Source organism: Nocardiopsis sp. CA-288880 (genome assembly GCF_050955985.1).
Taxonomy (GTDB): Bacteria; Actinomycetota; Actinomycetes; order Streptosporangiales; family Streptosporangiaceae; genus Nocardiopsis; species Nocardiopsis tropica.
Map to the genome: position 1 here is coordinate 3,507,596 of NZ_CP192105.1, position 23,857 is coordinate 3,531,452.

At 73.8% G+C, this 23,857-nt stretch carries 21 protein-coding genes; 9 read left to right on the forward strand and 12 right to left on the reverse strand.

What is annotated here, in order from left to right; genetic code table 11:
* Positions 1 to 505 precede the first annotated feature (505 nt).
* From helR to ACQPYD_RS15075, 3 genes are all read right to left on the reverse strand, one after another.
* Positions 506 to 2,668: an RNA polymerase recycling motor ATPase HelR gene (gene helR, locus ACQPYD_RS15065; protein ID WP_433702060.1), complete on the reverse strand. Its 2,163-nt coding sequence runs from the start codon at positions 2,666 to 2,668 to the stop codon at positions 506 to 508.
* A gap of 186 nt (positions 2,669 to 2,854) precedes the next feature.
* Entirely contained in the window at positions 2,855 to 3,463 is a 609-nt protein-coding gene (locus ACQPYD_RS15070; RefSeq protein ID WP_433701608.1) for a DUF4291 domain-containing protein, read from the reverse strand.
* Positions 3,464 to 3,549: 86 nt separating this feature from the next.
* A complete protein-coding gene (locus ACQPYD_RS15075) occupies positions 3,550 to 4,938 on the reverse strand; it encodes a serine hydrolase domain-containing protein (protein ID WP_433701609.1) in 1,389 nt (462 codons plus the stop codon).
* A 131-nt stretch (positions 4,939 to 5,069) separates the two neighbouring features.
* Here ACQPYD_RS15075 and ACQPYD_RS15080 point away from each other — a divergent pair, with 131 nt between their 5' ends.
* The gene (locus tag ACQPYD_RS15080; protein WP_433701610.1) at positions 5,070 to 5,813 is read left to right on the forward strand and encodes a TetR/AcrR family transcriptional regulator; all 744 of its coding nucleotides are present in this window, start codon (positions 5,070 to 5,072) and stop codon (positions 5,811 to 5,813) included.
* A gap of 8 nt (positions 5,814 to 5,821) precedes the next feature.
* Here ACQPYD_RS15080 and pabB read toward each other — a convergent pair whose 3' ends face one another.
* The gene (gene pabB, locus ACQPYD_RS15085) at positions 5,822 to 7,894 is read right to left on the reverse strand and encodes an aminodeoxychorismate synthase component I (protein WP_433701611.1); all 2,073 of its coding nucleotides are present in this window, start codon (positions 7,892 to 7,894) and stop codon (positions 5,822 to 5,824) included.
* 323 nt (positions 7,895 to 8,217) lie between these two features.
* Here pabB and ACQPYD_RS15090 point away from each other — a divergent pair, with 323 nt between their 5' ends.
* Positions 8,218 to 8,466 carry an SHOCT domain-containing protein gene (locus tag ACQPYD_RS15090; protein WP_267950071.1) on the forward strand — a complete coding sequence of 83 codons (249 nt, stop codon included), beginning with the start codon at positions 8,218 to 8,220 and terminating at the stop codon, positions 8,464 to 8,466.
* Between the two features lie 25 nt (positions 8,467 to 8,491).
* Here the strand turns inward: ACQPYD_RS15090 and ACQPYD_RS15095 are convergent, their stop codons facing one another.
* Positions 8,492 to 9,829 carry a sugar porter family MFS transporter gene (locus ACQPYD_RS15095; protein WP_433702061.1) on the reverse strand — a complete coding sequence of 446 codons (1,338 nt, stop codon included), beginning with the start codon at positions 9,827 to 9,829 and terminating at the stop codon, positions 8,492 to 8,494.
* A 259-nt stretch (positions 9,830 to 10,088) separates the two neighbouring features.
* On the reverse strand, positions 10,089 to 11,516 hold the full coding sequence (locus ACQPYD_RS15100; protein WP_433701612.1) for a sugar porter family MFS transporter: 1,428 nt from the start codon (positions 11,514 to 11,516) through the stop codon (positions 10,089 to 10,091).
* Between the two features lie 338 nt (positions 11,517 to 11,854).
* On the opposite strand from ACQPYD_RS15100, the gene bioB reads away from it, so the two are divergent.
* A complete protein-coding gene (gene bioB / locus ACQPYD_RS15105; protein WP_433701613.1) occupies positions 11,855 to 12,916 on the forward strand; it encodes a biotin synthase BioB in 1,062 nt (353 codons plus the stop codon).
* A 98-nt stretch (positions 12,917 to 13,014) separates the two neighbouring features.
* On the opposite strand, the gene ACQPYD_RS15110 is transcribed toward bioB, so the two are convergent.
* Complete coding sequence (locus ACQPYD_RS15110) at positions 13,015 to 13,296, reverse strand: YiaA/YiaB family inner membrane protein (protein WP_433701614.1); 282 nt, start codon at positions 13,294 to 13,296, stop codon at positions 13,015 to 13,017.
* Positions 13,297 to 13,416: 120 nt separating this feature from the next.
* Complete coding sequence (locus tag ACQPYD_RS15115; RefSeq protein WP_433701615.1) at positions 13,417 to 14,535, reverse strand: NAD(P)/FAD-dependent oxidoreductase; 1,119 nt, start codon at positions 14,533 to 14,535, stop codon at positions 13,417 to 13,419.
* A 134-nt stretch (positions 14,536 to 14,669) separates the two neighbouring features.
* Between ACQPYD_RS15115 and ddaH the strand changes: the two genes are divergently transcribed.
* From ddaH to ACQPYD_RS15140, 5 genes are all read left to right on the forward strand, one after another.
* Positions 14,670 to 15,455, forward strand: coding sequence for a dimethylargininase (gene ddaH / locus ACQPYD_RS15120; protein ID WP_433702062.1), 786 nt, complete (start codon positions 14,670 to 14,672; stop codon positions 15,453 to 15,455).
* A 163-nt stretch (positions 15,456 to 15,618) separates the two neighbouring features.
* Complete coding sequence (locus ACQPYD_RS15125) at positions 15,619 to 16,374, forward strand: alpha/beta fold hydrolase (RefSeq protein ID WP_433701616.1); 756 nt, start codon at positions 15,619 to 15,621, stop codon at positions 16,372 to 16,374.
* 119 nt (positions 16,375 to 16,493) lie between these two features.
* Positions 16,494 to 16,898, forward strand: coding sequence for a RidA family protein (locus ACQPYD_RS15130; RefSeq protein WP_433702063.1), 405 nt, complete (start codon positions 16,494 to 16,496; stop codon positions 16,896 to 16,898).
* A 156-nt stretch (positions 16,899 to 17,054) separates the two neighbouring features.
* The gene (locus tag ACQPYD_RS15135) at positions 17,055 to 18,011 is read left to right on the forward strand and encodes a helix-turn-helix transcriptional regulator (protein ID WP_433701617.1); all 957 of its coding nucleotides are present in this window, start codon (positions 17,055 to 17,057) and stop codon (positions 18,009 to 18,011) included.
* Positions 18,012 to 18,309: 298 nt separating this feature from the next.
* Entirely contained in the window at positions 18,310 to 19,227 is a 918-nt protein-coding gene (locus ACQPYD_RS15140; RefSeq protein WP_433701618.1) for a GNAT family N-acetyltransferase, read from the forward strand.
* On the opposite strand, the gene ACQPYD_RS15145 is transcribed toward ACQPYD_RS15140, so the two are convergent.
* Positions 19,205 to 20,221: a Gfo/Idh/MocA family protein gene (locus ACQPYD_RS15145; RefSeq protein WP_433701619.1), complete on the reverse strand. Its 1,017-nt coding sequence runs from the start codon at positions 20,219 to 20,221 to the stop codon at positions 19,205 to 19,207. The two genes, ACQPYD_RS15140 and ACQPYD_RS15145, sit on opposite strands and share 23 nt — an antisense overlap.
* A 132-nt stretch (positions 20,222 to 20,353) precedes the next feature.
* Here ACQPYD_RS15145 and ACQPYD_RS15150 point away from each other — a divergent pair, with 132 nt between their 5' ends.
* Positions 20,354 to 20,737: a hypothetical protein gene (locus ACQPYD_RS15150; RefSeq protein WP_433701620.1), complete on the forward strand. Its 384-nt coding sequence runs from the start codon at positions 20,354 to 20,356 to the stop codon at positions 20,735 to 20,737.
* Positions 20,738 to 20,758: 21 nt separating this feature from the next.
* On the opposite strand, the gene ACQPYD_RS15155 is transcribed toward ACQPYD_RS15150, so the two are convergent.
* The 3 genes from ACQPYD_RS15155 to ACQPYD_RS15165 are packed head-to-tail and all read right to left on the reverse strand — an operon-like array spanning position 20,759 to position 23,794.
* Positions 20,759 to 21,733 carry a DUF4097 family beta strand repeat-containing protein gene (locus ACQPYD_RS15155; RefSeq protein WP_433701621.1) on the reverse strand — a complete coding sequence of 325 codons (975 nt, stop codon included), beginning with the start codon at positions 21,731 to 21,733 and terminating at the stop codon, positions 20,759 to 20,761.
* A gap of 46 nt (positions 21,734 to 21,779) precedes the next feature.
* Positions 21,780 to 22,514, reverse strand: a complete 735-nt coding sequence (locus ACQPYD_RS15160; RefSeq protein ID WP_433701622.1) for a response regulator transcription factor — start codon at positions 22,512 to 22,514, stop codon at positions 21,780 to 21,782.
* Positions 22,511 to 23,794, reverse strand: coding sequence for a sensor histidine kinase (locus ACQPYD_RS15165; RefSeq protein WP_433702064.1), 1,284 nt, complete (start codon positions 23,792 to 23,794; stop codon positions 22,511 to 22,513). The genes ACQPYD_RS15160 and ACQPYD_RS15165 overlap by 4 nt, the downstream gene beginning before the upstream one ends.
* Positions 23,795 to 23,857 lie beyond the last annotated feature (63 nt).

Below are 23,857 nucleotides of genomic sequence, written 5' to 3' on the forward strand. Positions count from 1 at the left end.
CTGTGTCTCCTGAGTCGGTCGGCGGTCGGGGAGGGGTCGCCGCGCCGAGGGCCGGGGGCCGGCGGGGGGCGGGGCCCGAACTCACGACAGGCCACGGATGTACGTTTTGCGAACAACTGTGCTGAAGGCGAACTTAAGTGATCCAGGTCACCGGGTCAAGGGCGCGGCCCGGGTGCCCGGCGCCGGAGAGGCCTCACGATGAGGAGACCCGCGCCGAACGCGGGCCCGGCGCCGTTGGCCGAGAGCTGAGGGTGGGGGCCGGCAGTCGAGGAGATGCTGTGTGGCTGTGCGGCGAGAGGCGGACGGACTCCGGGCGGATGTCGTCACCGAGCTCCGCGCCCCCCTCACGGACACCGCACCGGACGGCGCACCGCTCACCGCCGACGGCCGGAGCTGACGCGGTCCCCCTCCCGGGTCTCCGTCCCGGGACCGGGTGCGCCCGCGAAGGCGCACCCGGCCGCGGCGGCCGGAACCGGCGGCGCCGATGGTGCCGTGCAGGCCGCCGTCAGCCGCTGGTGAGCACGACCAGGCGCTGCGTCGCGCGGGTCATGGCGACGTAGCGGTCGACCGCCCCCTCGATCCCCTCGCCGAACTCCTGCGGGTCGACGAGGACGACCAGGTCGAACTCCAGCCCCTTCGCCAGCTGCGGTGTCAGGGAACGCACGCGCGCCGTCGCCCGGAACGCCGGATCGCCGATGACGCAGGCGGTCCCCTCCGCGTTCCCGGCGAGCCACGCGTCCAGGACCCGGTGCAGGTCCTCGACGGGGCCGTGCGTGACGGGGATCCCGCCGGCGCGCACCGAGGTCGGCACGTTGGCGTCCGGCAGCGCGGCCCGGATGGCCGGCTCGGCCTCCGCCATGACCTCCTCCGGCGTCCGGTAGTTGATGCTCAGGGAGGCCGTCCCGATCCGGTCGAACCCGACCCGTTCGAGCCGTTCCCGCCACGGCTCGGTGAACCCGTGCCTGGCCTGGGCGCGGTCCCCGACGATGGTGAAGCTCCGGGAGGGACAGCGGAGCAGCAGCATGCGCCACTCCGCGTCGGTCAGCTCCTGGGCCTCGTCCACGACGACGTGCGCGAACGGTCCGGCGAGGAGGTCCGGGCTCGTGGAGGGCAGTGCCGCCCCGTCCACCAGGGTGTCCTGGAGGTCTCGTCCGTGCAGCATCGTCACGATGCCCTCTCCGTCGTCGTCCGCCGCGAGCAGGTTGTCGATGACGCCCGACATGCGCTCGCGCTCGGCCGCGACGGCGGCCCTGTGCCGGCGCTCGCGCAGTGACGCCCCCGGGTCGCCCAGGCGCCGGCGCGCCGCGTCCAGGAGCGGCAGGTCGGACACGGTCCAGGCCTGGGCGTCCTCCCGCTGGAGCCCGCGGACCTCGCCAGGGCTCAGCCAGGGCGCGCACAGGCGCAGGTAGGCGGGGACGGACCACAGGTCGCCGACGAGATCGGTCGGCTCGATCATCGGCCACGCGCGCTGGAGGGCCGTGACGAGCTCCGCGTCCCGCATGAGCGAACCGCGCACGAGCTCGGGGGTGACCTCCTCGTCGTCGTGCTTGTCGGCCACGATCGACGCCAGCTCCTCCCAGATCTGCTCACGCGCCTCGTTGTGCGGGGTCCCCGGCCCGGGGGCGGAGAACGCCTCGGCCCAGTCGTCGGCGCCCAGCCAGACCTCGGACCAGTCCGTGGAGACCGTCATCCCCTCGGCGGGCGGCTTCTCGTAGAACCTGACGGCCGCCTCGATCGAGTCGACCAGGCCCGCCGACGACTTCAGCGCGGCGACCCCGGGGTCCTTCTCCGGCTTCGCCGAGGCGCCCTCCGGGACGAGGTCCCGCAGGGTGCAGGTCTGCACGCCCTCCTCCCCGAGGCTGGGAAGGACGTCGGCGACGTAGGCCAGGTAGGGCTGGTGCGGGCCGACGAACAGCACGCCGCCCCGGCGGTGGCCGAGCCGCGGGTCGGAGTACAGGAGGTGGGCGGTGCGGTGCAGGGCGACGACGGTCTTCCCCGTGCCCGGCCCGCCGTCGACGACGAGGGCGCCGCGGGACCCGGCTCGGATGATGGCGTCCTGGTCGGCCTGGATGGTGCCGAGCACGTCCCGCATCCGGGACGACCGGTTGTCGCCCAGGCTGGCGATGAAGGCGGACTGGTCGTCGAGGGCGGCGTGCCCCTCGAACCCGTCGGCGGTGAACACCTCGTCCCAGTAGTCGCTGATCCGGCCGCGGGTCCACCGGTACCGGCGGCGGCTGGCCAGCCCCATCGGGTCGGCGTGGGTGGCCGCGAAGAACGGCTCGGCCGCCGGGGAGCGCCAGTCGATCAGGAGGCGGCGCCCCTCGCCGTCGGTGAGGCCGAGCCGCCCGATGTAGACGGGCTCGGATCCGTCCGCGCCGACGATGTGCCCGAGGCACAGGTCCAGGCCGAAGCGGCGCAGGGCGCGCAGGCGGTTGGCCATCCGGTGGATCTCCAGGTCCCGGTCCAGGACCTCCCGCCCCTTGCCGACGGGCGCGCTGCGCCGGGCGTCCAGGCGGGCGGACAGTTCGGAGACCGACTGTTCGAGGCTCTGCGCGATGGACGCGAAGTGCCGTTCGTCGTCGGCGATCAGGGCCGGGTCGGCCTTGGCGGCGAGGTGCTCGGGGAGGTCGAACGCGCTGGTGGTGAGGCTGTTCACGCCGTCTCCCATGTCGTCGGTGCTGGTCACGGAGGACGATTCTGCAGCACGACGGGGGTCTTGCCGCAAGCCCCCGGGTGCGCTATAAGTTGAGAGTGGAGAGGAGTTCCCAGAACCCTCTCCTTTTTCGTGCGCCGGGGACGGGTCCCCGAGGGGGCGGCCCGGTGGGCCGCCGCACGCGTACGGCGGTCGGCGGCCTCAGCCGGCGGGACGCAGGTGGTCCAGGGCCTTTGGCGGAACCGGGTAGGGGCGCTCCTCGGGGAGCAGGCGGGCGGCCGCGGCGCTGTCCCCCTCCAGGACGAGCGCGTGCACACGCCGGACCAGCGGGGTCACGTCGGTGATGGACACGGTCCACTCGTCGGCGTAGCGCCGCGAGGCCTGCCCGGACAGCCCCAGCTGGAGGGAGCGGTGGGCCAGCGGGGCCAGGCCCAGGTCGCGTTCGGGGTCCCACTGCACGCGCGCGGAGGCCTCCCGCAGCCGGCGCCTCCAGGTCTCCCGGTCGGTGTGCACGCGGGGCTCGAAGTGCGACAGGCACGCGTCGCGCAGCGCCAGCTCGAACCCCTCGCGGCTGATCTCCACCGCCAGCACGGTCTCCTGGTCCTTCTTGAGGCCCCACCCGCAGCGGTACATCATCCACATAAATGACGGTTTCACCCAGGTCATCCGCTCCCTCTTCCAGGAGGAGGGGAAGCGGCCCTGCCGGGCGGCGGGCAGTCCGATGGAGGGGGTGTAGGCCTGGTAGACGGTGACGGTGGTGTCGGTGTGCAGGGCGCGGATCTGGTACCGCGGGACGTCGGGGGCGTTCATGACCGCTCAGGGTGGTGCCCCGGCCGGTCCCGGGGCAACCGGATTTCCGGGGGCGACCGCTCCCCCACCGGTGGCGCACCGGCCCCTCAGGCGACCTCGGGCGCGGCCCGCATGCCGACGTAGGCGTACCGTGTGCCGTCGGCGGAGGTCGTGAAGACCACCGGCATCCAGCCCTCCCCGAAGGCGGTGCCGCTAACGGAGGCCGCGAACACGGTCTTCGTCGCCGTCACCTCCACCGGCACCAGGTCCACCTCCAGCGGCGGCGAGAAGTGGCTCATGCCGTCCACGAACTCGTAGACCATCCGGAGGCCGTTCCCGCCCCCGGTGACCGTGATGACGACGCCCGGACGGCGGTAGGTGCCGGTGAGGCGGGCCGTGTCCACGGCGGGAAGCTGCTCCGGCGGGGCGAAGCGGTCGGGCATGCGCACGCCGGCCAGGGCGGCGAGCAGTTCCCCGAACAGGTCGGCGTAGAGGCTCTGCGCCCCTCCCCCGTTGGTCACCAGGGCCAGGGCCACCCCCGCGCCGGGCACCGCGCGCAGGTAGGAGTACTGGCCGGTGGCGGCGCCGACGTGCCCGAAGCCCCGGACCCCGTCCCAGTCGTGCAGGGTCCAGCCCAGTCCCCACCCTGCGGCCTCGACGGACCACCTGTCGGGGGACTCCACCTGCAGTTCGCGCATGGCCCGCACCGTGCTGGGGGCCAGGACGCGGGCGCCGTCCGCCGCCCTGCCGTCCTCCAGGTGCGCCCGCGCCAGGCGCACCACGTCTCCGGCGGTGGCCAGGACCAGGGCCCCGGGGCTGGACGAACGCGTCATGAGGTCCCAGGCCGGGGTCGGCACGGGGGCCTCCCCGTCCCCTTGCGTGTGGCCCATCGCCGTGCGGAAGCGCAGGGCCTCCTCCGGGAGGGTCATGGTGTGGTCCAGCCCGAGGGGGTCCAGTACCCGGTCCCTGAGCGCCCGGTCCCAGGTGCTGCCCGTCAGGACCTCGATGACGCGGCCGAGCACGCTGAACCCGCTCGTGCTGTAGGAGAGCGCGGTGCCGGGCGGGCAGTCCAGGTCCTCCTTCGCGCACGCCGCGACGAAGCGCGCCAGGCAGTCGTCGCCCCGACCGGTGTCGACGACGAGGTCGCAGCTGAGTCCGCTCGTGTGGGTGAGCAGGTGGCGCGGGGTGATGATCCCGGCGGCCTCCTCGTCCGCGAGGGAGAAGTCGGGCAGGACGTCGCGCACCGGCGCGTCCAGGTCCAGCAGGCCCTCCTCGGCCAGGCCCATCGCCAGGGTGGCGGTGTAGACCTTGGCGATGGAGCCGAGCTGGAAGACCGAGTCGGTCGTGGTCTCCACGCCGGTCCCCCGGTGGAGTATCCCGGTGGCCAGTTCGTGGACGGTGCCGCCGGTGAGGACGGCCAGGGCCGCCCCGGGGACGCGGTGGGCGGCGCCGAGCTCGTCGAGCCGGCCCTGCCAGTGGGAGGTGTCGAAGCCCATGGTCGTTCCCCGCCTTCGTGCGTACGGTGTTCTCTTCTTGCGAACACTGTACGCTTCGGGTTGGGTGTGCGCAAGGGGGAACGCTGTCCGCTAGTCTCCGCTGGAGATCAGTGTCGATCGAAGGAGGCTTCGTGGCAGGTCGGGCCGGGGCGGTCCCGTCGGTGTGGGCCAGGCGGAACAAGTCCGGGGGGCAACCCGCGCTGAGCCGGGACCGCATCGTGGCCGAGGCGATCGGGCTTCTGGACGAGGAGGGCATCGACGCCCTGAGCATGCGCGCACTGGGCTCCCGGCTCGACGCCGGGGCCACGTCGCTCTACCGGCACGTGGCCGGCAAGGACGAGCTGATCGAACTCGTCGTGGACGAGGTCTACGGCGAGCTGCCGGTGCCGGCCCCCGAAGGGGCCGGGGGCTGGAGGGCCGCGGTCGAGGGCAACGCCCGGGACCTGAGGGCGGCCGCCCTGCGGCACCCGTGGATGGTCTCCGTGCTCGGCCGGGTCGGGCTCTCCCGCCTCGGTCCGAACCTGGCGCAGGTGTCGGAGGGGCTGCTCGGCGTGTTCGAGGCCGCGGGCTTCGGCGTGGAGGAGGCCGACCAGGCCATGAGCACCGTGACCGCCTACGTCATGGGCATGGTGACCAGCGAGGTCGCCTACCTGTCGGTGTTCGCGCGCAGCGGCCGCAGTGAGAGCGAGTGGCGGGAGAGCCTCGCCCCCGCCATGGAGGAGTCGGTCCGGGACCTGCCGAGGCTGCGTGCCGGGCACGCAGCCCAGGAGGGCAGGAGCCTGGAGGAGATCCGCGACAGCGGCTTCGACTACGGCCTCCAGCGGGTCCTGGACGGGCTGGAGGCGCGGCTCGCCCGCCTCGGCGGCGACGGCTGAGGCGCGGGTCAGAGGCCGCGGGCGGGGACGGCGGCCTTGAGCAGCATCTCCTCGTACTCCTCCTCGGGGTCGGAGTCCAGCACGATCGCGCCCCCGGCCCCGATGGTCAGCTCCCCGTCGGCGCTCACGGCCGTGCGGATGACGATGTTCAGGTCGGCGGTACCGGTGTGCGACAGGTAGCCCAGCGCGCCGGAGTAGACGCCGCGGGCCGAGGACTCCAGGCGGTCGATGATCTCCATGGTGCGCACCTTGGGCGCGCCGGTCATGGACCCTCCCGGGAAGCAGGCGCGCACCGCCTCGACGGTGGACACGTCCGGACGGAGCCTCCCGCGCACCGTGGACACCAGCTGGTGCACGGTCGCGTAGGACTCCGTGTACATGAACGCGGGCACCTCCACGCTGCCGACCTCGCACACCCTTCCCAGGTCGTTGCGGAGCAGGTCCACGATCATCAGGTTCTCGGCGCGGGTCTTGGCCCCCGTGCGCAGCTCCTCGGCCGCGCGCGCGTCGGCGGCCGGGTCGGGGTGGCGCGGTGCGGTGCCCTTGATCGGCCGGCTCTCCGCGGTGCGGTCCGCTTCCACCCGCAGGAACCGCTCGGGCGAGGCGCTGAGCACGCTCACGCCGCCCAGGCGCAGCAGGGCGGCGTAGGGCGCGGGGCCGGCTGCGCGCATCCGGCGGTAGACGTCCAGGACGTCGCCCTCGGCGGGCCTGCGGACGCGGTTGGTCAGGCAGATCTCGTAGCTCTCCCCCGCCGTGAGCTGCCCCAGGCACTCCTTCACGTCGCTGACGTAGCCCTCCCGCGGGCGCTCCAGCAGGGGGGCCAGGTCGGCCGCCGGCGCGGGGGGCGCGGGCGGCGCCGGCGGCGCGAGCCCGTCCAGGGAGGCCAGGGTGCGGGCCAGCCAGTCGTCGCCGTCGGGGAGCCCGTCGGCGCAGACGGCGTAGGTGCGCCCGAGGAGGTGGTCCACGGCGACGAAGCGGTCGCAGCGCAGCCACACGGCGTCGGGGGTGGACGCCGTGTGCGCGGCGGCGCCCCCCGTGTCGGCCTTGCACTCGTAGCCCAGGTAGCCCACGTAGCCGCCGGTGAAGTCGAAGGGCAGTCCCGCGGGGGCGGGGCCGGGGCGTCCGACCCTGCGGTCGAGGGCGTCGAAGACGCTCCCGGGTTCGTGGTGCTCGGCGCCGTCGGCGTCGCGCACGCGGACGGGGCCGCCGACCCTGTAGGTGAGGACCTCGCCGGTGGCGGCGCCGAGGAAGGAGAAGCGGGCGGGCCCCTGGGGCCGGGAGCTGTCCAGCCAGAACGCGTACTCGGCGTCGCCGTACAGGTGGCAGAAGGCGGCCTCGGCGTCGACGGCGCGCGGTAGTTCGAGGGTTCGCGGCGCGCCCGGCGGGCGGGCGGCGGGCGCCTCGGGCGCCCGGGGGCGCACCGCCGCGGGAGGGGTGGGGGCGGCCGCGGCGGCGGACGCGCGTGCCCCCGACGGCGCCCGCGCGGGGCGGGACGCGGACAGGTGCGCGCGGGCCATGTCCAGGAAGTTCGCGACCAGGTCCGCTCCGAAGTCGCTGGCCACCGACTCGGGGTGGAACTGCACCCCCCAGCGGGGCAGGCGCCGGTGCTCCAGCGCCATGACCACGCCGTCCTCCGCCCAGGCGGTCGCGGCCAGGGGCTCGGGCAGGGGCGCCGGGACGGCCAGGGAGTGGTAGCGCACGGCGGTGAAGTCCTGCGGCACGCCCGCGAAGAGGCCGCGGCCCGTGTGCCGGACCCGCGTCAGGTGGCCGTGACGGGGCTGGGGGGCGGAGACCACGTCGGCTCCGGCCAGGTGGGCGATGGCCTGGTGGCCCAGGCACACGCCCAGGACCGGAAGGCGCCCGTCCTCCAGGAGGCCGGGGACGCGGCCCAGGTCGCGGGGGTTCTGGGGTCGGCCCGGTCCGGGCGAGACGACGACGGCGTCCACGGAGGACGTGTCGAACGCGGCCCAGCGGGGGTCGTCGTTGGTGAGGACCAGGGGGGTGTCGCCGAGGACGCGCGCCACCAGTTGGGCGAGGTTGTACGTGTAGGAGTCGTGGTTGTCCACGAGGAGAACGCGCATTTCGCCCCTTCTGTCCTGTTTTTGGCACTCCAGGTTAGGGCCCGGCTCCCGCGGGGCTGTGGCCGGGCCGTGCTCCCGGGGCCGTGGGGGCGGGAACAGGGGCACGGGGTCCGGTTCCGGCGGGCCGGGGCGACCGGGCGGGGTGGCGGGCCGTCGCGAACGGCACGGGCAGGGCCCGGGGCAGGACCCGCGTGCGCACGGCGCAGGGAGGAGGCGGCGGTTCCGTCCACAGGTACGGGAGGGGCCTGGTGGCGGGGCGCCGGTCCGGGTAGACAGGTAGTCAGAGGTGGAAGGCGGCTCCTCCACCGGACAGGGAGTGGACGATGTCCTATGTGATGGCCATGGCCGTGATCCTCATCATGGTGGCGCTGGGAGCCCTCCTCGTCGGGGCGGTGACCACCGTGTCCGGCTCCGCGCGGTTCGACCACCCGCGTCCGGCGTGGAGGCAGCACTCCGCCGCGCCCGGACACGGGGTCCCGGACGCGGCGGAGGAGGAGCTGCGGCTGAGATACGCGCGCGGTGAGATCGGCCGCGAGGAGTTCCTCCAGCGCAAGATCGACCTGGAGCGCTGACCGACCGGCCTTCCTGCGGCCGGGCTCAGCCGGTCATCTCCTCCAGGGTCTTGCCCCGGGTCTCCTTCACGCACTTCCAGACGAAGAAGAACGAGATCGCCGCGAAGGCGGTGTAGATCAGGTACGAGCCGCTCAGGTTCCAGTCGCGCAGGCTCGGGAAGCTCACGGTGACCAGCCAGTTGGCCAGCCACTGCGTGGCGGTGGCCACGCCCATCGCCGCAGCCCTGATGCGCAGCGGGAACATCTCCCCCAGCAGCACCCACACCACCACACCCCACGACAGGCCGTAGAAGAGCACGAACGAGCTCGCCCCGGTGAGCGCCACCACCCCCCAGCCGAAACCCAACTGCGCCGTGTCGCCCGCCACCGTGGCATGGCTGAACGCGAACGCGGTCGCCGCCAGGGTCACCGTCATGCCCGCGGAGCCCACCAGCAGCAGGGGCCTGCGGCCGATCCGGTCCACCAGCAGGATCGCCACGACCGTGCCGACGATGTTGATCACCGAGGTGAACAGGCTCAGCAGGAGGGAGTCCCCCTCGGGGACCCCCACGGACTGCCACAGGGAGCTGGAGTAGTAGAAGATCACGTTGATGCCGACGAGCTGCTGGAACGCCGAGAGCGCCATGCCGACCCACACGATCGGCAGCAGGCCGAACCGCCCGCGCAGGTCCCGGAGCCGGGCGGGCCGCTCCGAGCCCAGCGCCTCCCGGATCTCCCCGATCCGCCGGGCCACCTGCCGGTCTCCGCCGCCCTCCACGCGGGCCAGGACGTCCCCGGCCTCGTCCGCGCGGCCGACCCGCACCAGGAAACGCGGGGACTCGGGGATGACCAGGCTGACCAGGAGGTACACCAGAGCGGGCACGAGTTCGGCCGCCAGCATCCACTGCCAGGCCTGGATCGGTCCGAGCATGTTGTGCGCGCTGCCGCCCGCCAGGCTCGCCAACAGGTAGTTCACCAGCTGGGAGGCGGCGATGCCCAGGACGATGGCCAGCTGCTGGAGGGAGGCCAGGCGGCCGCGGTAGGCGGCCGGGGACACCTCGGCGATGTAGGTCGGCGCGATCACCGAGGCGATGCCGATCGCCACACCGCTGAGCACCCGCCAGGCGGTGAGGTCCCAGATGGAGAAGGGCAGCGCCATCCCCAGGGCGCTCACGGCGAACAGCACGCCCGCGATCCGCATCGTGCTGATCCGGCCCCTGCGGTCGGCCAGCCAGCCGGTGATCGCCGCGCCCACCACCGAGCCGAGCAGGGTGGAGGCCACGGTGAAGCCCAGGACGGCGGAGTTCACCTCGAACCGCTGCTGGATGGCGTCCACGGCCCCGTTGATGACCGCGCTGTCGTAACCGAACAGGAACCCGCCCATCGCCGCCGCGGCGGCGATCAGGGTCACCCGTGCGAGACCTGCTCCCCCGTCCGCCCGTCCCGTCCCCCCGGCGCCGGGCCCGCCCGTTCTCGTCATCCCCGCTCCCTCCTCGGCGGCACTCCGCCGCCGTCGGCCGTCACCGACAGGGTGAACGCGGTGCGGGGGCGGGGGGACGGACGAAACGCCCACGGGGAAAAAGATGCCCGGCGCTTGGGCCCCAGCCGACCGGCCGTCTACCGGGGACGGGGACTCGGGCAGGTCAGCCGGTCATCTCCTCCAGCGTCTTGCCCTTGGTCTCCTTGACGAACTTCCACACCAGGAAGAACGAGATCGCCGCGAAGGCCGCGTAGATCAGGTAGGCCCCGCTCAGGTTCCAGTCGCGCAGGCTCGGGAAGCTCACGGTGACCAGCCAGTTGGCCAGCCACTGCGTGGCGGTGGCCACGCCCATCGCCGCAGCCCTGATGCGCAGCGGGAACATCTCCCCCAGCAGCACCCACACGACCACACCCCACGACAGGGCGAAGAACAGCACGAACAGGCTGGCCGCGGCCAGGGCCACCGCGCCCCACACGAACGGCAGGGCCACCTCCTCACCCTCCACGACAGCGTTGGAGAAGGCGTAGGCGGCCAGGGCGAGCGCCCCGGTCATGCCCGCGGAGCCCACCAGCAGCAGGGGCTTGCGGCCGATCCGGTCCACCAGCAGGATCGCCACGAAGGTGCCGACGATGTTCACGACGGAGGTGAACAGGCTCAGCAGCAGCGAGTCGGTCTCGGCCACACCGACCGACTGCCACAGGGAGCTGGAGTAGTAGAAGATCACGTTGATGCCGACGAGCTGCTGGAACGCCGACACCGCCATACCGATCCACACGATGGGCAGGAGGCCGTAGCGTCCGGTCAGGTCGCGCAGCCGGGGCCGGACCTCCGAGCCCAGGGCCTCGCGGATCTCCCCGATCCTGCGGTTCACCCGTTCCGTCCCGCCGCCCTCGACGTCGGCGAGGATGCCGCGGGCCTTGTCCACGCGCCCCACGCGGACCAGGTAGCGGGGGGACTCGGGGATGAGCAGGCTCAGGCCCAGGTAGACCAGGGCCGGAAGCATCTCGACGCCCAGCATCCACTGCCAGGCCTGGATCGGTCCGAGCATGTTGTGCGCGCTGCCGTCGGCCATCTGCGCGATCCCGAAGTTGACCAGCTGGGAGGCGGCGATGCCCAGGACGATGGCCAGCTGTTGAAGGGAGGCCAGGCGGCCGCGGTAGGCGGCCGGGGACACCTCGGCGATGTAGGTCGGCGCGATCACCGACGCCAGCCCGATGGCCGCGCCTCCCACGATGCGCCACGCGGTCAGGTCCCACACCGTGAAGGGCAGGGCCGATCCGACGGCGCTCACCGCGAACAGCACACCCGCGATCTGCATGACCCTGATGCGGCCGAGCCGGTCGGCCAGTCCGCCGGCGACCGCGGCGCCCAGCACACACCCCAGGAGCGCGGACGCGACCGTGAAGCCGAGTGTGGCCGCTCCGACGTCGAACCGCTGCTGGATGGCGTCCACGGCCCCGTTGATGACCGAGCTGTCGTAACCGAAGAGGAAACCGCCCATCGCCGCCGCAGCGGCGATCATCGTCACGTGGACGATGTTGCCCTCCCCCTCCGGCGTCTTCCCCGTCCCGGACTGACTGGCTCCGCTCACGTCCACTGCCCCCAGCGCCATGTTGGTCGATAGCCCTCCAGGGTGAGCACACAAGGCGGCGGAGGTCACGGACAAAACGCCCACGGGTCAAAAGTTGTCCGGGGATTGGCGCTTCCGGGACCCGGTTCGCCCCGGCGCCGGCCTCTCCGGCTGCCGGAAGCGGGGCCTTCGCCCGGAACCGGCGCCCCCACGGTCGTGACCGCGCGCCCGACGGGTGCCGGGGCGGCGCGGACGGCTCCTCGCCGGGCGGGAAACGGCGCTCCCGCACAAGACATGCGCCGCGTTTTTGGCTCGTCCGGTGGCTGCGCGTTCCAGGCCCGAGCCTCCAGGATCATGACGTGACCACTTATCCCGCCCTGGCCGAGAAGGCCGTCCGCCGGCACAAGCCCACCCGGGAAGAACTCCTCGCGGTCCTGTCCGGCCCCGACGACGACCTGCTGGACCTGGTCGCCGCCGCTTTCCGGGTCCGGCTGCGCTACTTCGGGCGCCGCGTCAAGCTCAACTACCTCGTGAACATGAAGAGCGGCCTGTGCCCCGAGGACTGCTCCTACTGCTCCCAGCGCCTGGGCTCGCGGGCGGGCGTCGTCAAGTACACCTGGCTCGAGCCCGACCAGACCCGTGCGGCCGTGGCGGCCGGCGTCGGGGCCGGAGCCACCCGCGTCTGCCTGGTGGCCAGCGGTCGCGGCCCCACCGACCGCGACGTGGCCCGGCTCGCCCCCGCCATCGAGGGCATCAAGGCCGAGCACCCGGGCGTGGAGGTGTGCGCCTGCCTCGGCCTCCTCTCCGAGGGGCAGGCCGAGCGTCTGCGCGAGGCGGGGGCGGACGCCTACAACCACAACCTCAACACGTCGGAGGAGCGCTACTCCGACATCTGCACCACCCACGGGTTCGCCGACCGGGTGGACACGGTCGAGAAGGCCAAGCAGGCCGGCCTCTCCCCCTGCTCCGGCCTGATCGCGGGCATGGGGGAGAGCGACGACGACCTGGTCGACGCCCTCCTGGCCCTGCGGGAGCTGGGTCCGGACTCGGTTCCGGTCAACTTCCTCATGCCCTTCGACGGCACCCCGTTGGAGGGGACCTGGGAGCTGACACCGCAGAGGTGCCTGCGCATCCTGGCCGCGGCCCGGTTCGTCTTCCCCGACGTGGAGGTGCGCCTGGCGGGGGGACGTGAGATCCACCTGCGCTCCCTCCAGCCGCTCGCCCTGCACATCGCCAACTCGGTGTTCCTGGGCGACTACCTCACCAGCGAGGGGCAGGCGGGCCGTGCCGACCGGGAGATGATCGAGGACGCCGGCTTCGCGGTACAGGGAGCGGACGGGCCCGCCCTGCCGGGCGACCGCAGCGACCTGCTGAAACCGCGGCTGCGGGGTGCGGGGACGGCCCTTCCGCCCAACGTCTGACGTGCGTGCGCCCCTGTGGGCCGGAGACCCGGTCGCCGAGGACTCGTGCCCACGGGACCCGGGGCCGACCGTGCCCACGCGACCCGTGGGGCCACCGGTCAGCGCTGGACGGGCTGCTCGGCGCCGTTCCAGAGGGGTGCCTGCTGGTAGCTCTGGGCCAGCTCGGCGGCCACCGCGTCCTCCTGGCGGTCGCGCACGCACTTGGCGAGCGTGAACGTGGACGTGACGACGTAGAGCAGGCCGAGCCCGAGGAACGCGCGGATCCAGAGGTCCACGGGGAGGAAGACGATGCCCGCGCCGACGCCGACCGAGGAGATCCCGAAGGAGACCGCGGACTGGAGGTAGAAGTGGGGGGAGGACCGGGGGGTGAAGGTGTTCATGTCCCCAGGGTGCCCCGCCCCCCGTCTCCACGCCTGAGTACCGCTACTCAACGGCCCGTCGCCGCGTCCCCGGCCGGCCCTCGCGGGTCGCCCCGGCGGGCGGGGACGGCGCCCGCCGGGTCAGGCCGGGCTCGTCGACCGGTCGGGGCGGAAGGCGGACAGGTCGACCCCCGGGTCCTCCCCCATGGCCAACCGGGCCGCGACCACGCCCTGGAAGGGACCGAAGGTCAGCCCCTGCCCGCCCAGGCCCGTGGCCACGAGCACGCCGGGGAGCCGCTCCACCGGGCCCAGCAGCTGCAGGCCGTCGGGCGTGCCCGGCCGGAACCCCACCCGCGTCTCCACGACCGTCGCCTCCCCCAGCTCGGGCAGCACCTCCAGCGCGGTGGAGAGGTTGTGCAGCAGCCCCGAGGCCGTCACCCTCCGGTCGAACCCGGCCCCGGGTTCCAGCGTGCCCCCCGTGACCACACGGTCCGGGCCGAACGCGGACACGAAGTAGTCGCGTTCGCCGAAGCGCACCACCGGCCACGCCCGTGTGTCCCGGCCGGGGAGCGCGAAGTGGGTCATCTGGCCGCGTACCGGGCGCACCGGCAGGTCGACCCCGGCGACCGCGAGCAGCCCCGCCGACCAGGCCCCCGCCGCGACGATCACCACGGGCGCCTCCAGGTCGTCGGAGCCCACCCTCACCCCGGTGACCCGATGGCCGTTCCAGAGCAGGCGTGAGTCGCCCTTGAAGTAGCGCAGGCCCCGCTCCTCTGCCGCGTTGAACAGCGCCGCACGGGCGGCCCGGCCGTTCAGCCTCGCCATGCCCTCGATGTACAGGCCGCCGTAGGGCTCGGGCACCAGGGGGAACCGGGCGCGCGGCTCCCCCGGGGCCAGCCGCTCCACCCGGCCCATCGTCGCGAACTCCGGGCGCTCGGACAGGGTGCGCATCAGGTCGAACCCGGCGTCGTCCCCCTCCAGGTCCACCGACATCCCGCCGACCACCTCGTAGCCGGGGGCGTGTCCGTCCTCCGAGAGCTCGGCCATGAGCAGGGGGTAGTGCTCCGCGGCGCGGGCCTTGAAGTCCCACACCGGCGCGGCGTCCCACGGGAACGGCCAGGGGAAGACGATGCCCGTCCCGGCCGTCGTGGCCTGCCCCAGGTGCGAGGCGTCCACCAGCGCGGTGGACACGCCCTTCTTGGCCAGGTGGAACGCCGCGCTCGTCCCCACGATCCCGCCACCGACCACGATCACGTCCATGCCCCCACCCTGCCCCTCCCGGCTCCGCGGGACAAGCCGGACGGCCCGCGTGCCGTGACCGGGAAAGGGGTAAGGGTGCGCGATAGGTTGTGCTCTCCCGAGAGCCGACCCCCGATCCCCTGGAGGACGTGTACGTGGACGGATACACCTACTACGGGGTCGCCCTGATGCGCCGCCCCGTCCCCGAGTCGGCGCAGGGCATCGTGACCCACACGGAGCGGACGCCCGTGGACCCGGTCCTGGCCGCACGCCAGTACACGATCTACCAGGAGACCGTCGCCTCGGCGGGGTGGCGGGTGCACGAGGTCGAGACGGCTCCGGGCCTGCCCGACTCGGTGTTCGTGGAGGACCCGGTGGTGGTGTGCGAGGACCTCGCGATCCTGGCCCGGCCCGGCGCCGACGCCCGGCGGGGCGAGGTCGACGGGGTGGAGGCGTCGGTGCGCCTGCTGGGGCTGCGGGTGGCCCGGATCGAGGCTCCCGGGACGCTGGACGGCGGCGATGTGCTCCAGGTGGGGTCGACCGTCTACGTGGGGGTGGGCGGGCGCACCGACGCCGACGGCGCCGCCCAGCTCGAACAGCTGGTCAAGCCCCTGGGCCGCGAGGTCGTCCGCGTGGAGCTGGGCCGCGCGCTGCACCTGAAGTCCGCGGTGACCGCCCTGCCGGACGGCTCGCTGATCGGCCTGTCCGAGCTGGTGGACGCCGACGCCCTGCCACCGGTCCGCCGCCCCCCGGAGGAGCGGGGAGCGCACGTGCTGCCCCTGGGAGGGCGGGACGTGCTGGTCAGCGCCGCCGCGCACGAGACCGTCCACGAGCTGGCGGCCGAGGGGTGGCGGGTGCTGCCGGTGGACATCTCGGAGTTCGAGAAGCTGGAGGCGTGCGTGACCTGCCTGAGCGTCCTGGTCCCCGATCGGGCGCGCTGATCCGGGAGGCCGGGTGTGCGGGCGGCGGGGGCGCGGGCCGGAAGGCGTCCGGGGCCCCGCCCGCCCCGAATGTCCGTGGCGGTGCGTAGCGTCGCGGGCGCGGCAGAGCGAACCAGTGCCGGACCCCGTCTCCCGCACGGGGCCCGCCCGGAGGGGGACCACCATGGCCTACGCCGACGCCGGCGGCGTCCACACCTACTACCAGGAGAGCGGTGCGGGAGAACCCCTGCTCCTGATGCACGGCGGGTTCGGCACGGCGGACGACTTCCAGGGCGGTCTCGCAGGGCTGTCCGACACCTACCGCGTCCTCGTCCCGGAGCGCCGCGGGCACGGGCGCACGGCCGACGTGGAGGGGCCCTACGCCCTGGAGACCCTGGCCCTGGACACCGCCGCGTTCGTGGAGGAGGTGGCGGGCGGACCGGTCCGCATCGCCGCCTACAGCCACGGCGCGATGGTCGCGCTGACGCTGGCCCTGCTACGTCCGGACCTGGTGTCGCGCCTGGTGCTGATCAGCGGGGTGTTCCACCACTCCGCGCTGCTCTCCAAGCCCGGCCCCGAGGGCGAACTGCCCGAGATGGTCGCCGGGCCCTACGCCGCCCTCTCCCCGGACGGTCCCGACCACATCCGCGTGGTCCTGCGCAAGGTGGCCGAGTCCATGGCCGTCGAGCCCGCCTTGGAGAGCGCCGACCTGGCCGGGGTGGCGGCGCCGACGCTCGTGATGGTGGGCGACGACGACATCGTGCCCGTCGAGCACGCCGTGGCGGCGTACCGGGGCCTGCCCTCGGCGGAGCTGGCGGTGGTGCCGCACGCCTCCCACGCGCTGCTGTGGGAGCGGCCGGAGGAGTGCACCTCCCACGTGCGGAGGTTCCTGGCAGGGGACGGTCCGCCCACCTTCATGCCCGTCCGGCGCGGGGCCTGACCCCGGGACCGGTCGCTCCCCGACCCCCGGGCCGTTCTGCCGTCGGCAGAGGCGGAAACCCCGGCCCGGCTCCGAGTCGTTGTCCCGTACACATGGACGAACGAGCACACGGGAGCACGATGAGCGCTGTGAGGCTGATCCGCAGCCAGACCCTGACCGAACACGTGGACTACGCCTACGCGGCCACGGCGAGCGCCCCGGCGCGGGTCGTGTGGACCGCAGGGGCGTGCCCCCTGGACGAGGACGGCGGCACCGTCGCCGTGGGCGACTACGCGGGCCAGGCCCACCAGGTCATGCGCAACCTGCGCACCGCCCTCAACGACGCCGGGGCCGACCTCACCGACGTCGTCCGGACGACGGTGTACGTGGCGTCCGCCAGGCAGGAGGACCTGGTGAAGGCCTGGGACGTGGTGCGCGAGCACATGGCCGGGCACGACGCGCCCAGCACCCTGCTCGGCGTGGCCGCGCTCGGCTACGACGACCAGCTCGTCGAGGTGGAGGCGGTCGCGGTCACCGCGGGCTGAGCGACCGCCGGAGCGCGGGGCAGGTAGACGCCTCCCCCGCTCCGTCCGGGAACCGCCCGCCGGTCCCGGACGGAGCGGGAGCCGGGCGCGGGAGACCCCCGGTCTGCCCCGGCATCCAGGACCGTGACTGTCCTGGACCCCTGGCAGACTGCGGGCATGAAAGCGACCTCCGCACGCCTGCTGCGCCTGTTGTCCCTGCTCCAGACCCGCAAGGACTGGCCGGGGGCGGACCTCGCCGACCGGCTGGAGGTGAGTCCGCGCACCGTGCGCCGGGACGTGGACCGGCTGCGGGAGCTGGGCTACCCGATCCGGGCGACCATGGGCACCGGCGGCGGCTACCAGCTGGGGGCGGGCGCCGCCCTGCCCCCGCTGCTGTTGGACGACGACGAGGCCGTGGCCGTCGCCGTGGGCCTGCGCACGGCGGCCCAGGGCGGGGTGTCGGGGATCGAGGAGACCTCCGTGCGCGCCCTGGCCAAGCTCCTCCAGGTCCTGCCCTCGCGCCTGCGCCGGAGGGTGGACGCCCTGGGCGCCTTCACCGTCCCCATGCCCGGCGCCGGACCCACGGTCGACTCCGACGTGCTGACCCTGATCGCGTCGGCCTGCCGGGACAGCGAGCGGCTGCGCTTCGACTACGAGAGCCACGACGGAACCCTCTCGCGGAGGATCGTCGAACCCCACCGGCTGGTCTCCCGGGGACGGCGCTGGTACCTGGTGGCCTGGGACACCGCCCGCGAGGACTGGCGGACCTTCAGGGCGGACCGGATGCGCCCCCTCACCCCGACCGGCCCCCGGGTCCCGCCGCGCGACCCTCCCGCGCAGGGGGTGGCCGCCTACCTGGCGGAGCGGATGAGCGTGCACATGTGGCCGCACCAGGCCCGCATCAGGCTGGCCGTCCCCGCCGAGGAGGCGGAGCGCCGCGGGATCGGCGACCACGGCCGGATCGAACCCGCGGACGGGGACTCGTGCGTGCTGGTGTGCGCGGGGGACTCGTTCCGGATGATGGCCTGCTACCTGGCCATGCTCGACGTCGAGATGGAGGTGGAGGAACCCGACGAGCTGCGCGCCGAGATGGCCCGCCTGGCGGTCCGGCTCAACCGGGCCGCCTCCGGCTGAGCGCCTCCGATCCCCCCTGCCCCCGGCCAGGCCGGTGCCCATACCGATCGTCGGACCGACACGATCGCGGTGGACGCCGGGAGGTCCGCGGCGCGGGCCGACCGTGCCCGGCCCGTACACGAACGGCACGCCGCCGAGGTCCGCCGGGAGCGGGGGCGCCCGCGTGCGCGGGGATCCTCCCGTACGGCCGCCGTGGCGGGGAGCGGACCTTCTGGTCGAAGTTCACCCCACGAACCCGCCAAAACCACTACGTTGAGGAGTCATTTACCTCCGAAGAGTAATGAAAGCAGGGGTGTCCGTGCCCGCTCCAACCCGACTCCACTGCCCTGAACTGCGCGGCCTCAGCGCACCGCCCACCATCCGCGACCTCGGCCCCGACTACCGGATCGCCCGGTGGGACTCCCCCGCCTCGCTCTCACCGGACTGCCGCAGGCGGCTCCACGGGACCCTGCGGGAACTCGCCGCCCGCGCCTTCGGCGCCGACCACTCCGGCTACTGGCGCGCCCGCGTCGACGCCGGGTTCTTCGACCAGGTCTCCACGCTGGCGCTCATCCTCGGCCCCGACGGCGTCCCCGTCGGCTGGGGCGGCTACCACCGCTGCAGCTTCGCCTCACGCCGCGCCCTGTACCTGGACGCCGCGGGCGTGGTCCCCGCCCACCGCCGGTTCGGCCTGACCTCCGCCCTGATGACCCACTTCCTGGCACGGGAGATCCTCGCCCACCCGCTGCGCCGCACCTACGTCGTCCTGCGCACCCGCCACCCCGCGGTCTACGCCGGGTGGCGCAAGGGCCTGGGCGCCGCACGCGTCTTCCCCAGCGAGCACCGGCCCCTCCCCGCCCTGGTCCGGCGCATCGCGGGCGAGGCGGCCGAGTGGCTGGGGGACGGCCCCCGGCTGGACCCCGGGAGCCTGCGCGTCCGCGACGCCTACCGCATGTTCGAGGGCGACGTCTACGGGGTCCCGCCCCGCAGCGGCCACCCGGCGATCGACGACTACTTCGCCCACGCGGTCGGCCCCAAGGACGCCGTCCTGGTCGTCGCGCGCATGAGCGTTCCCGGCCTGGCCAGGTTCGCCGCGGCCCGCGCGCTCAGCGCGCGGGCCCGCCGACGGCCCCCGACCGGCGGCCGGCCCGTGCGCGGAGCCGTCCCCGTGGGGTCCGCCCCCGCCGCGCCCACCGGGGCGGGCGCGGCCGGGCTCATCCCAGGGGGACGGCCTTGACGTTGGCCGGGCTGTACACGAGCCCTCCCACGTCCCGGATCTGGTCCGAGATCCGCGCCAGGTGCAGGCTCTCCGACCACGGCATGTCAGGGCTCTCCCGCTCCCCCGCCGCCACGCACCGGGCGACCTCCTCGGCCTCGTACTCGTAGCCGTTGGCCCGGAAGGGCCGGTGGAACTCCTCCCGCTCGCGGCCGTCGCGGTGCAGCACCGCGGTGGTCGCCGCGAAGAAGTTCGGGATCTCCAGCCACCCCTTCGACCCGGCCACCACCGCCCGGTTGGGGAGCGTGGTGCGCGAGGAGCAGGACAGGGTCCCGGTGGCCCCGTTCTCCCCGCGCACCAGGACGGTGGTGTGCGTGTCCACCATGCGGTCGGGCGACAGCTGGCGGGTGGCGCCCACGACCGTCAGCTCACCGAGGTGGCGGGAGGCGAAGGCGAGCGGGTAGATCCCCAGGTCGAGCAGGGCGCCCCCGCCCAGGTCCGCGTTGAAGATCCGGTGGTCGGGGTCGTAGGGGACGTTGGCGCCGAACTCCGCGGACAGCCAGCACACCTCCCCGATCGCGCCGTCGTCCACCAGCTCGCGGACCAGGCGGGAGACCGGCAGGTAGCGCGTCCACATCGCCTCCATCAGGAAGCGGTCGTTGGCGCGCGCCGCCGCGACCATCTCCGACACCTGGAGGGCGTTCATCGCCATGGGCTTCTCGACCAGGACGTGCTTGCCCGCGTTCAGGCAGGTCAGAGTGTTGGGGTGGTGCCAGGGGTGGGGGGTGGCCACGTAGACGGCGTCCACGTTCGGGCTCTGGGCCAGCTCCTCGTAGCTGCCGTGGCGCTCCGGGACGCCCCACGCGTCCGCGAACTCGTCCGCCCGCTCCCGCGTGCGGGAACCGACCGCCGTGACCGTGGCCGAGGGGATGGCCCGGAGCCCTTCGAGGAAGGAGTGTGCGATACCGCCGGTTCCGACCACGCCCCAGCGCAGCCCACCGTTGTCGTCTGTCATGGGCCCATCCTAAAAACAGGGTCATCTCGGGGTCGAGGCGGGGAAGGTCCTCGGAATCGGCGCCCGGGAACCGTACGGTGGGGGCCAGTGAGGCGGACGAGCCCGCCCGCCGGACCACGAACGGAGGAGGACATGTCGGAGACGCTCGCGCGGAGGCTGGGGGTGCGGCCCGGGGACCGGCTGCTCGTCCTCAACGCCCCCGAGCGCTACCTGCGGCTCCTGGAGCCACCGCTCGACATCCACATCGACCTGGGCCCCATCGAGGGCGCCGACTACGACGACGTCCACCTGTTCGCCCTGGACAAGGGGACCGTGGACCGCGAGGTCCCCCGCGTCCTCGCCTCCGTGGGCCCGGGGACCAGGCTCTGGGTGTGCTTCCCCCAGCGCGGCGGCACCATCATCACCGACCTGACCGCGGACAAGGGCTGGGACGTGCTCGTGGACGCCGGTTGGCGCCGCGCCGCCCAGGAGCCGATCGACTCGGACTGGGCGGCGCTGCGCTTCGAGCGGAGCTGAGGAAGCCCCGCCCCGCCGCGGTCAGCCAGGCTCGACGCTGAGGGAGCCGCTGACGGTGTTGGCGTCGATGCGCGACGCCGCCCCGTCCTCGACGTCCACGTCCACGTCCCGCTCCCCGGAGGTGGAGTCACCGGTGACGTCGTAGGCGCCCTCGGGGACCCGCACGTCGATGCTGCCGCTGGTGGTGTCCAGGGTCAGCGTGTCGAAGGCGTCCCCGGTGGCGACCTCGATCCGACCGGAGACCGTCGAGGCCTCCGCCGTGGTGAAGCCCCCGCCCACGGCCACGTCGCCGCTGGTGGACTCGGCCCTGACCGACTCGGCCTCGAACCCGGACACGTCCACCCGTCCGGACGTGGAGGACACCTCCAGCCTCTCGCCCGAGCCCGCGGCGCTGACCTCGCCGCTGGTGGTGTCGACCCCCACCGAGCCCTCCACCCCGGCCAGCGACACCCGCCCGCTGGTGGTGTCCACGGCCACGTCGCCGACGTTGTCGGACACCTCGACCGGACCGCTGGTCGTGGACAGCTCCAGTGCGCCGTTGACGTTCTCCGCGCTGATCCGGCCGCTGACGGTCTCCACGGTCACCTCGGTCCCCTCCGGGACGGTGATCTCGTAGTCGACCGCGCACCCCCCGAAGAAGGGGACGCCCTGGCAGACGGCCTCCACCTCGAGGCCGTCCCCGTCGGCCTCGGCCCCTTCCCTCGGCTCGGTGAAGGGCGTGCCGCGCAGGGTGCGCTCCACCACGACCTCGTCGCCGCCGCCGGCGAGGACGACGTCGCCGCCCGTGCGGTTGTCGACCTCCAGGGTCCGGATCCCGGCGAAGGAGTCGCTGCGGTCGCCCCTGTCCACGCCCACGTTGCCCAGCACGGAGAACGAGGTCGCCGCCACCATGATCGCCACCAGCACGCCGCCGATGACGAGCCAGGGGCCCACGCGGAACCTGCGGCGGGGCTCCTTGCTCGACGAGGCGTACAGCCCCCGTGCCTTGAATGTCACTGTCTTCCCTTCCTGGAGGACTCCCGCCCTCCGGATGTCGGTGCGGTCAGGTGCGGTCGGCGCCGCGCAGGTAGTGCAGGACGGCCTGGACCCTGCGGTGGTCGTGGTCGTCCTGGCCGAGGTCGAGCTTGGTGAAGATGGAGCGGATGTGCTTCTCCACCGCGCGTTCGGTCACGCTCAGACGCAACGCGATCCCCGCGTTGTTCAGCCCCTGGGCCATCACCTCCAGCACCTCGGTCTCGCGGGGGGTCAAACGGTCCATGGCGCTGTCCCTGTGTCGGCTGAGCAGTTGTGACACCACCTCGGGGTCGATGGCGGCGCCGCCCCCGGCGACCCTGCGCAGCACCGCCAGGAACTCGTCGATGTCGGCGACCCGGTCCTTGAGCAGGTAGCCGACCTTGCTGGAACCGCCGCCCAGCAGGTCGGCGGCATAGCGGCTCACCACGTGCTGGGACAGCAGCAGCACCGCCACCTCCGGATGGGACCGCCGGATCGCGACGCCCGCCTGGATGCCCTCCTCGGAGAAGGTGGGCGGCATGCGGATGTCGACCAGGCACAGGTCCACGTCGGGATGCTCCTCCACCGACCTCAGGAGGGCGTCGGCGTCGCCGACCTGGTCGACGATCTCCACGCCCGCGTCCTCCAGCAGCCGGGCCATGCCGCTGCGCAGCAGGACCGAGTCCTCGGCGATGATCACCCTCGGCCCCTTCTCCGGCCCCTTCTCCGGCGCCGGGTCCGTCGCCGGGTCCGTCGCCGCGTTCGCACCGCTGTACACGGTCATGCCTCCCATGGGATGTCGGCGGTCAGGACGGTTCCCCCGCCGACCGGACTGTGGACCGTCAGGACGCCGTCGACCGCGTCGACGCGGTCCCACAGGCCGTACAGGCCCGTGCCGGCCTCGGGGTCGGCCCCGCCGACCCCGTCGTCGGTGACGGTGAGACGGAGCCGGTCGGCGGAGCCGCGGGCCCCGCCGGCCACCCGCTCGGCGGCCACGGTGACCCGTGCGGCCCCGGCGTGCTTGGCGACGTTGTTCAGCGCCTCGCACGCCACGTAGTAGGCGACCCCCTCGGCGCGCTGCGAGGGGCGCTCCGGCAGGTCCACGTCCACGCGCACGGGGACGGGGGCGCGTCCCGCGGCGACCGGGAGGGCCGCGCCCAGGCCGTGGTCGGTGAGGACCCGGGGGTGCAGGCCCCGCGCGACCTGGCGCAGTTCGTCCATCACCTCGCGGGACTCCCGCTGGGCCTCGGTGATGAGCTCCAGGGCCTTCTGCGGGTCTGCGGTGACACGGGAGCGGGCCCGTGTGAGGGTCATGGTGAGGGCGAGCAGGCGCTGCTGGGCCCCGTCGTGCAGGTCGCGCTCGATCCGGCGCCGCTCGGCCTCCGCGGCGTCGACCATGCGCAGGCGGCTGTCCTGGACGTGGACGAGGCGCCGTCGGATGCGCAGCTCCGGGGCCTCGAAGAGGAGCATCCGGTGCAGGAGGACCTCGGTGGCGACCAGGGAGGGGGTCAGCCGCAGCCCGACGAGTGCCAGCAGCGGACCGACGGCGACCAGGGCGAGCGGACCGGCGATGTCCTCGGGGGCGCCCCGGACCAGGACGAACATGATCCCGAACAGGGCCCCGACGGCCGCCGCGCCGCCGCACACCACGAGGAACATCACGAGGCCTCCGGCGACGAGGCCGTGGAGCCCGGCGACGGTGCTGTAGACGATCATCGACCAGGCGTCGCGCCCGAACACGAACCGCCAGGCGCGGACCGCCGGACCGTCGCCCGGAAGGGGGTCGGGCGGGCTGGTCTCCACGATCCCGAACACCGCGCCCAGGCGCTCGCGCTGGACCCGGCAGGCCAGGCGTGCCAGCAGGGAGGCGGCGACCGGGGAGGCCACCAGCATCAGGAGCGCGTCCACGGCGAGCCCGCCGACGCCCCGCTCGGGGGTGTCCGGCAGCCAGGGCAGGGTGACCGCGAAACCGACCCAGGTGGCGGAGACCACGAGCAGGAACGCGGGGACCAGGTAGAACAGGGCCAGGGCCAGCGACGTGACCAGGTGGAGGAGCTCCACCATGCGGACCCGCCAGGGCGGCCCGTAGGCTTCTGCGACGCGGGGCAGCCCGGCGAGGACGGGCAG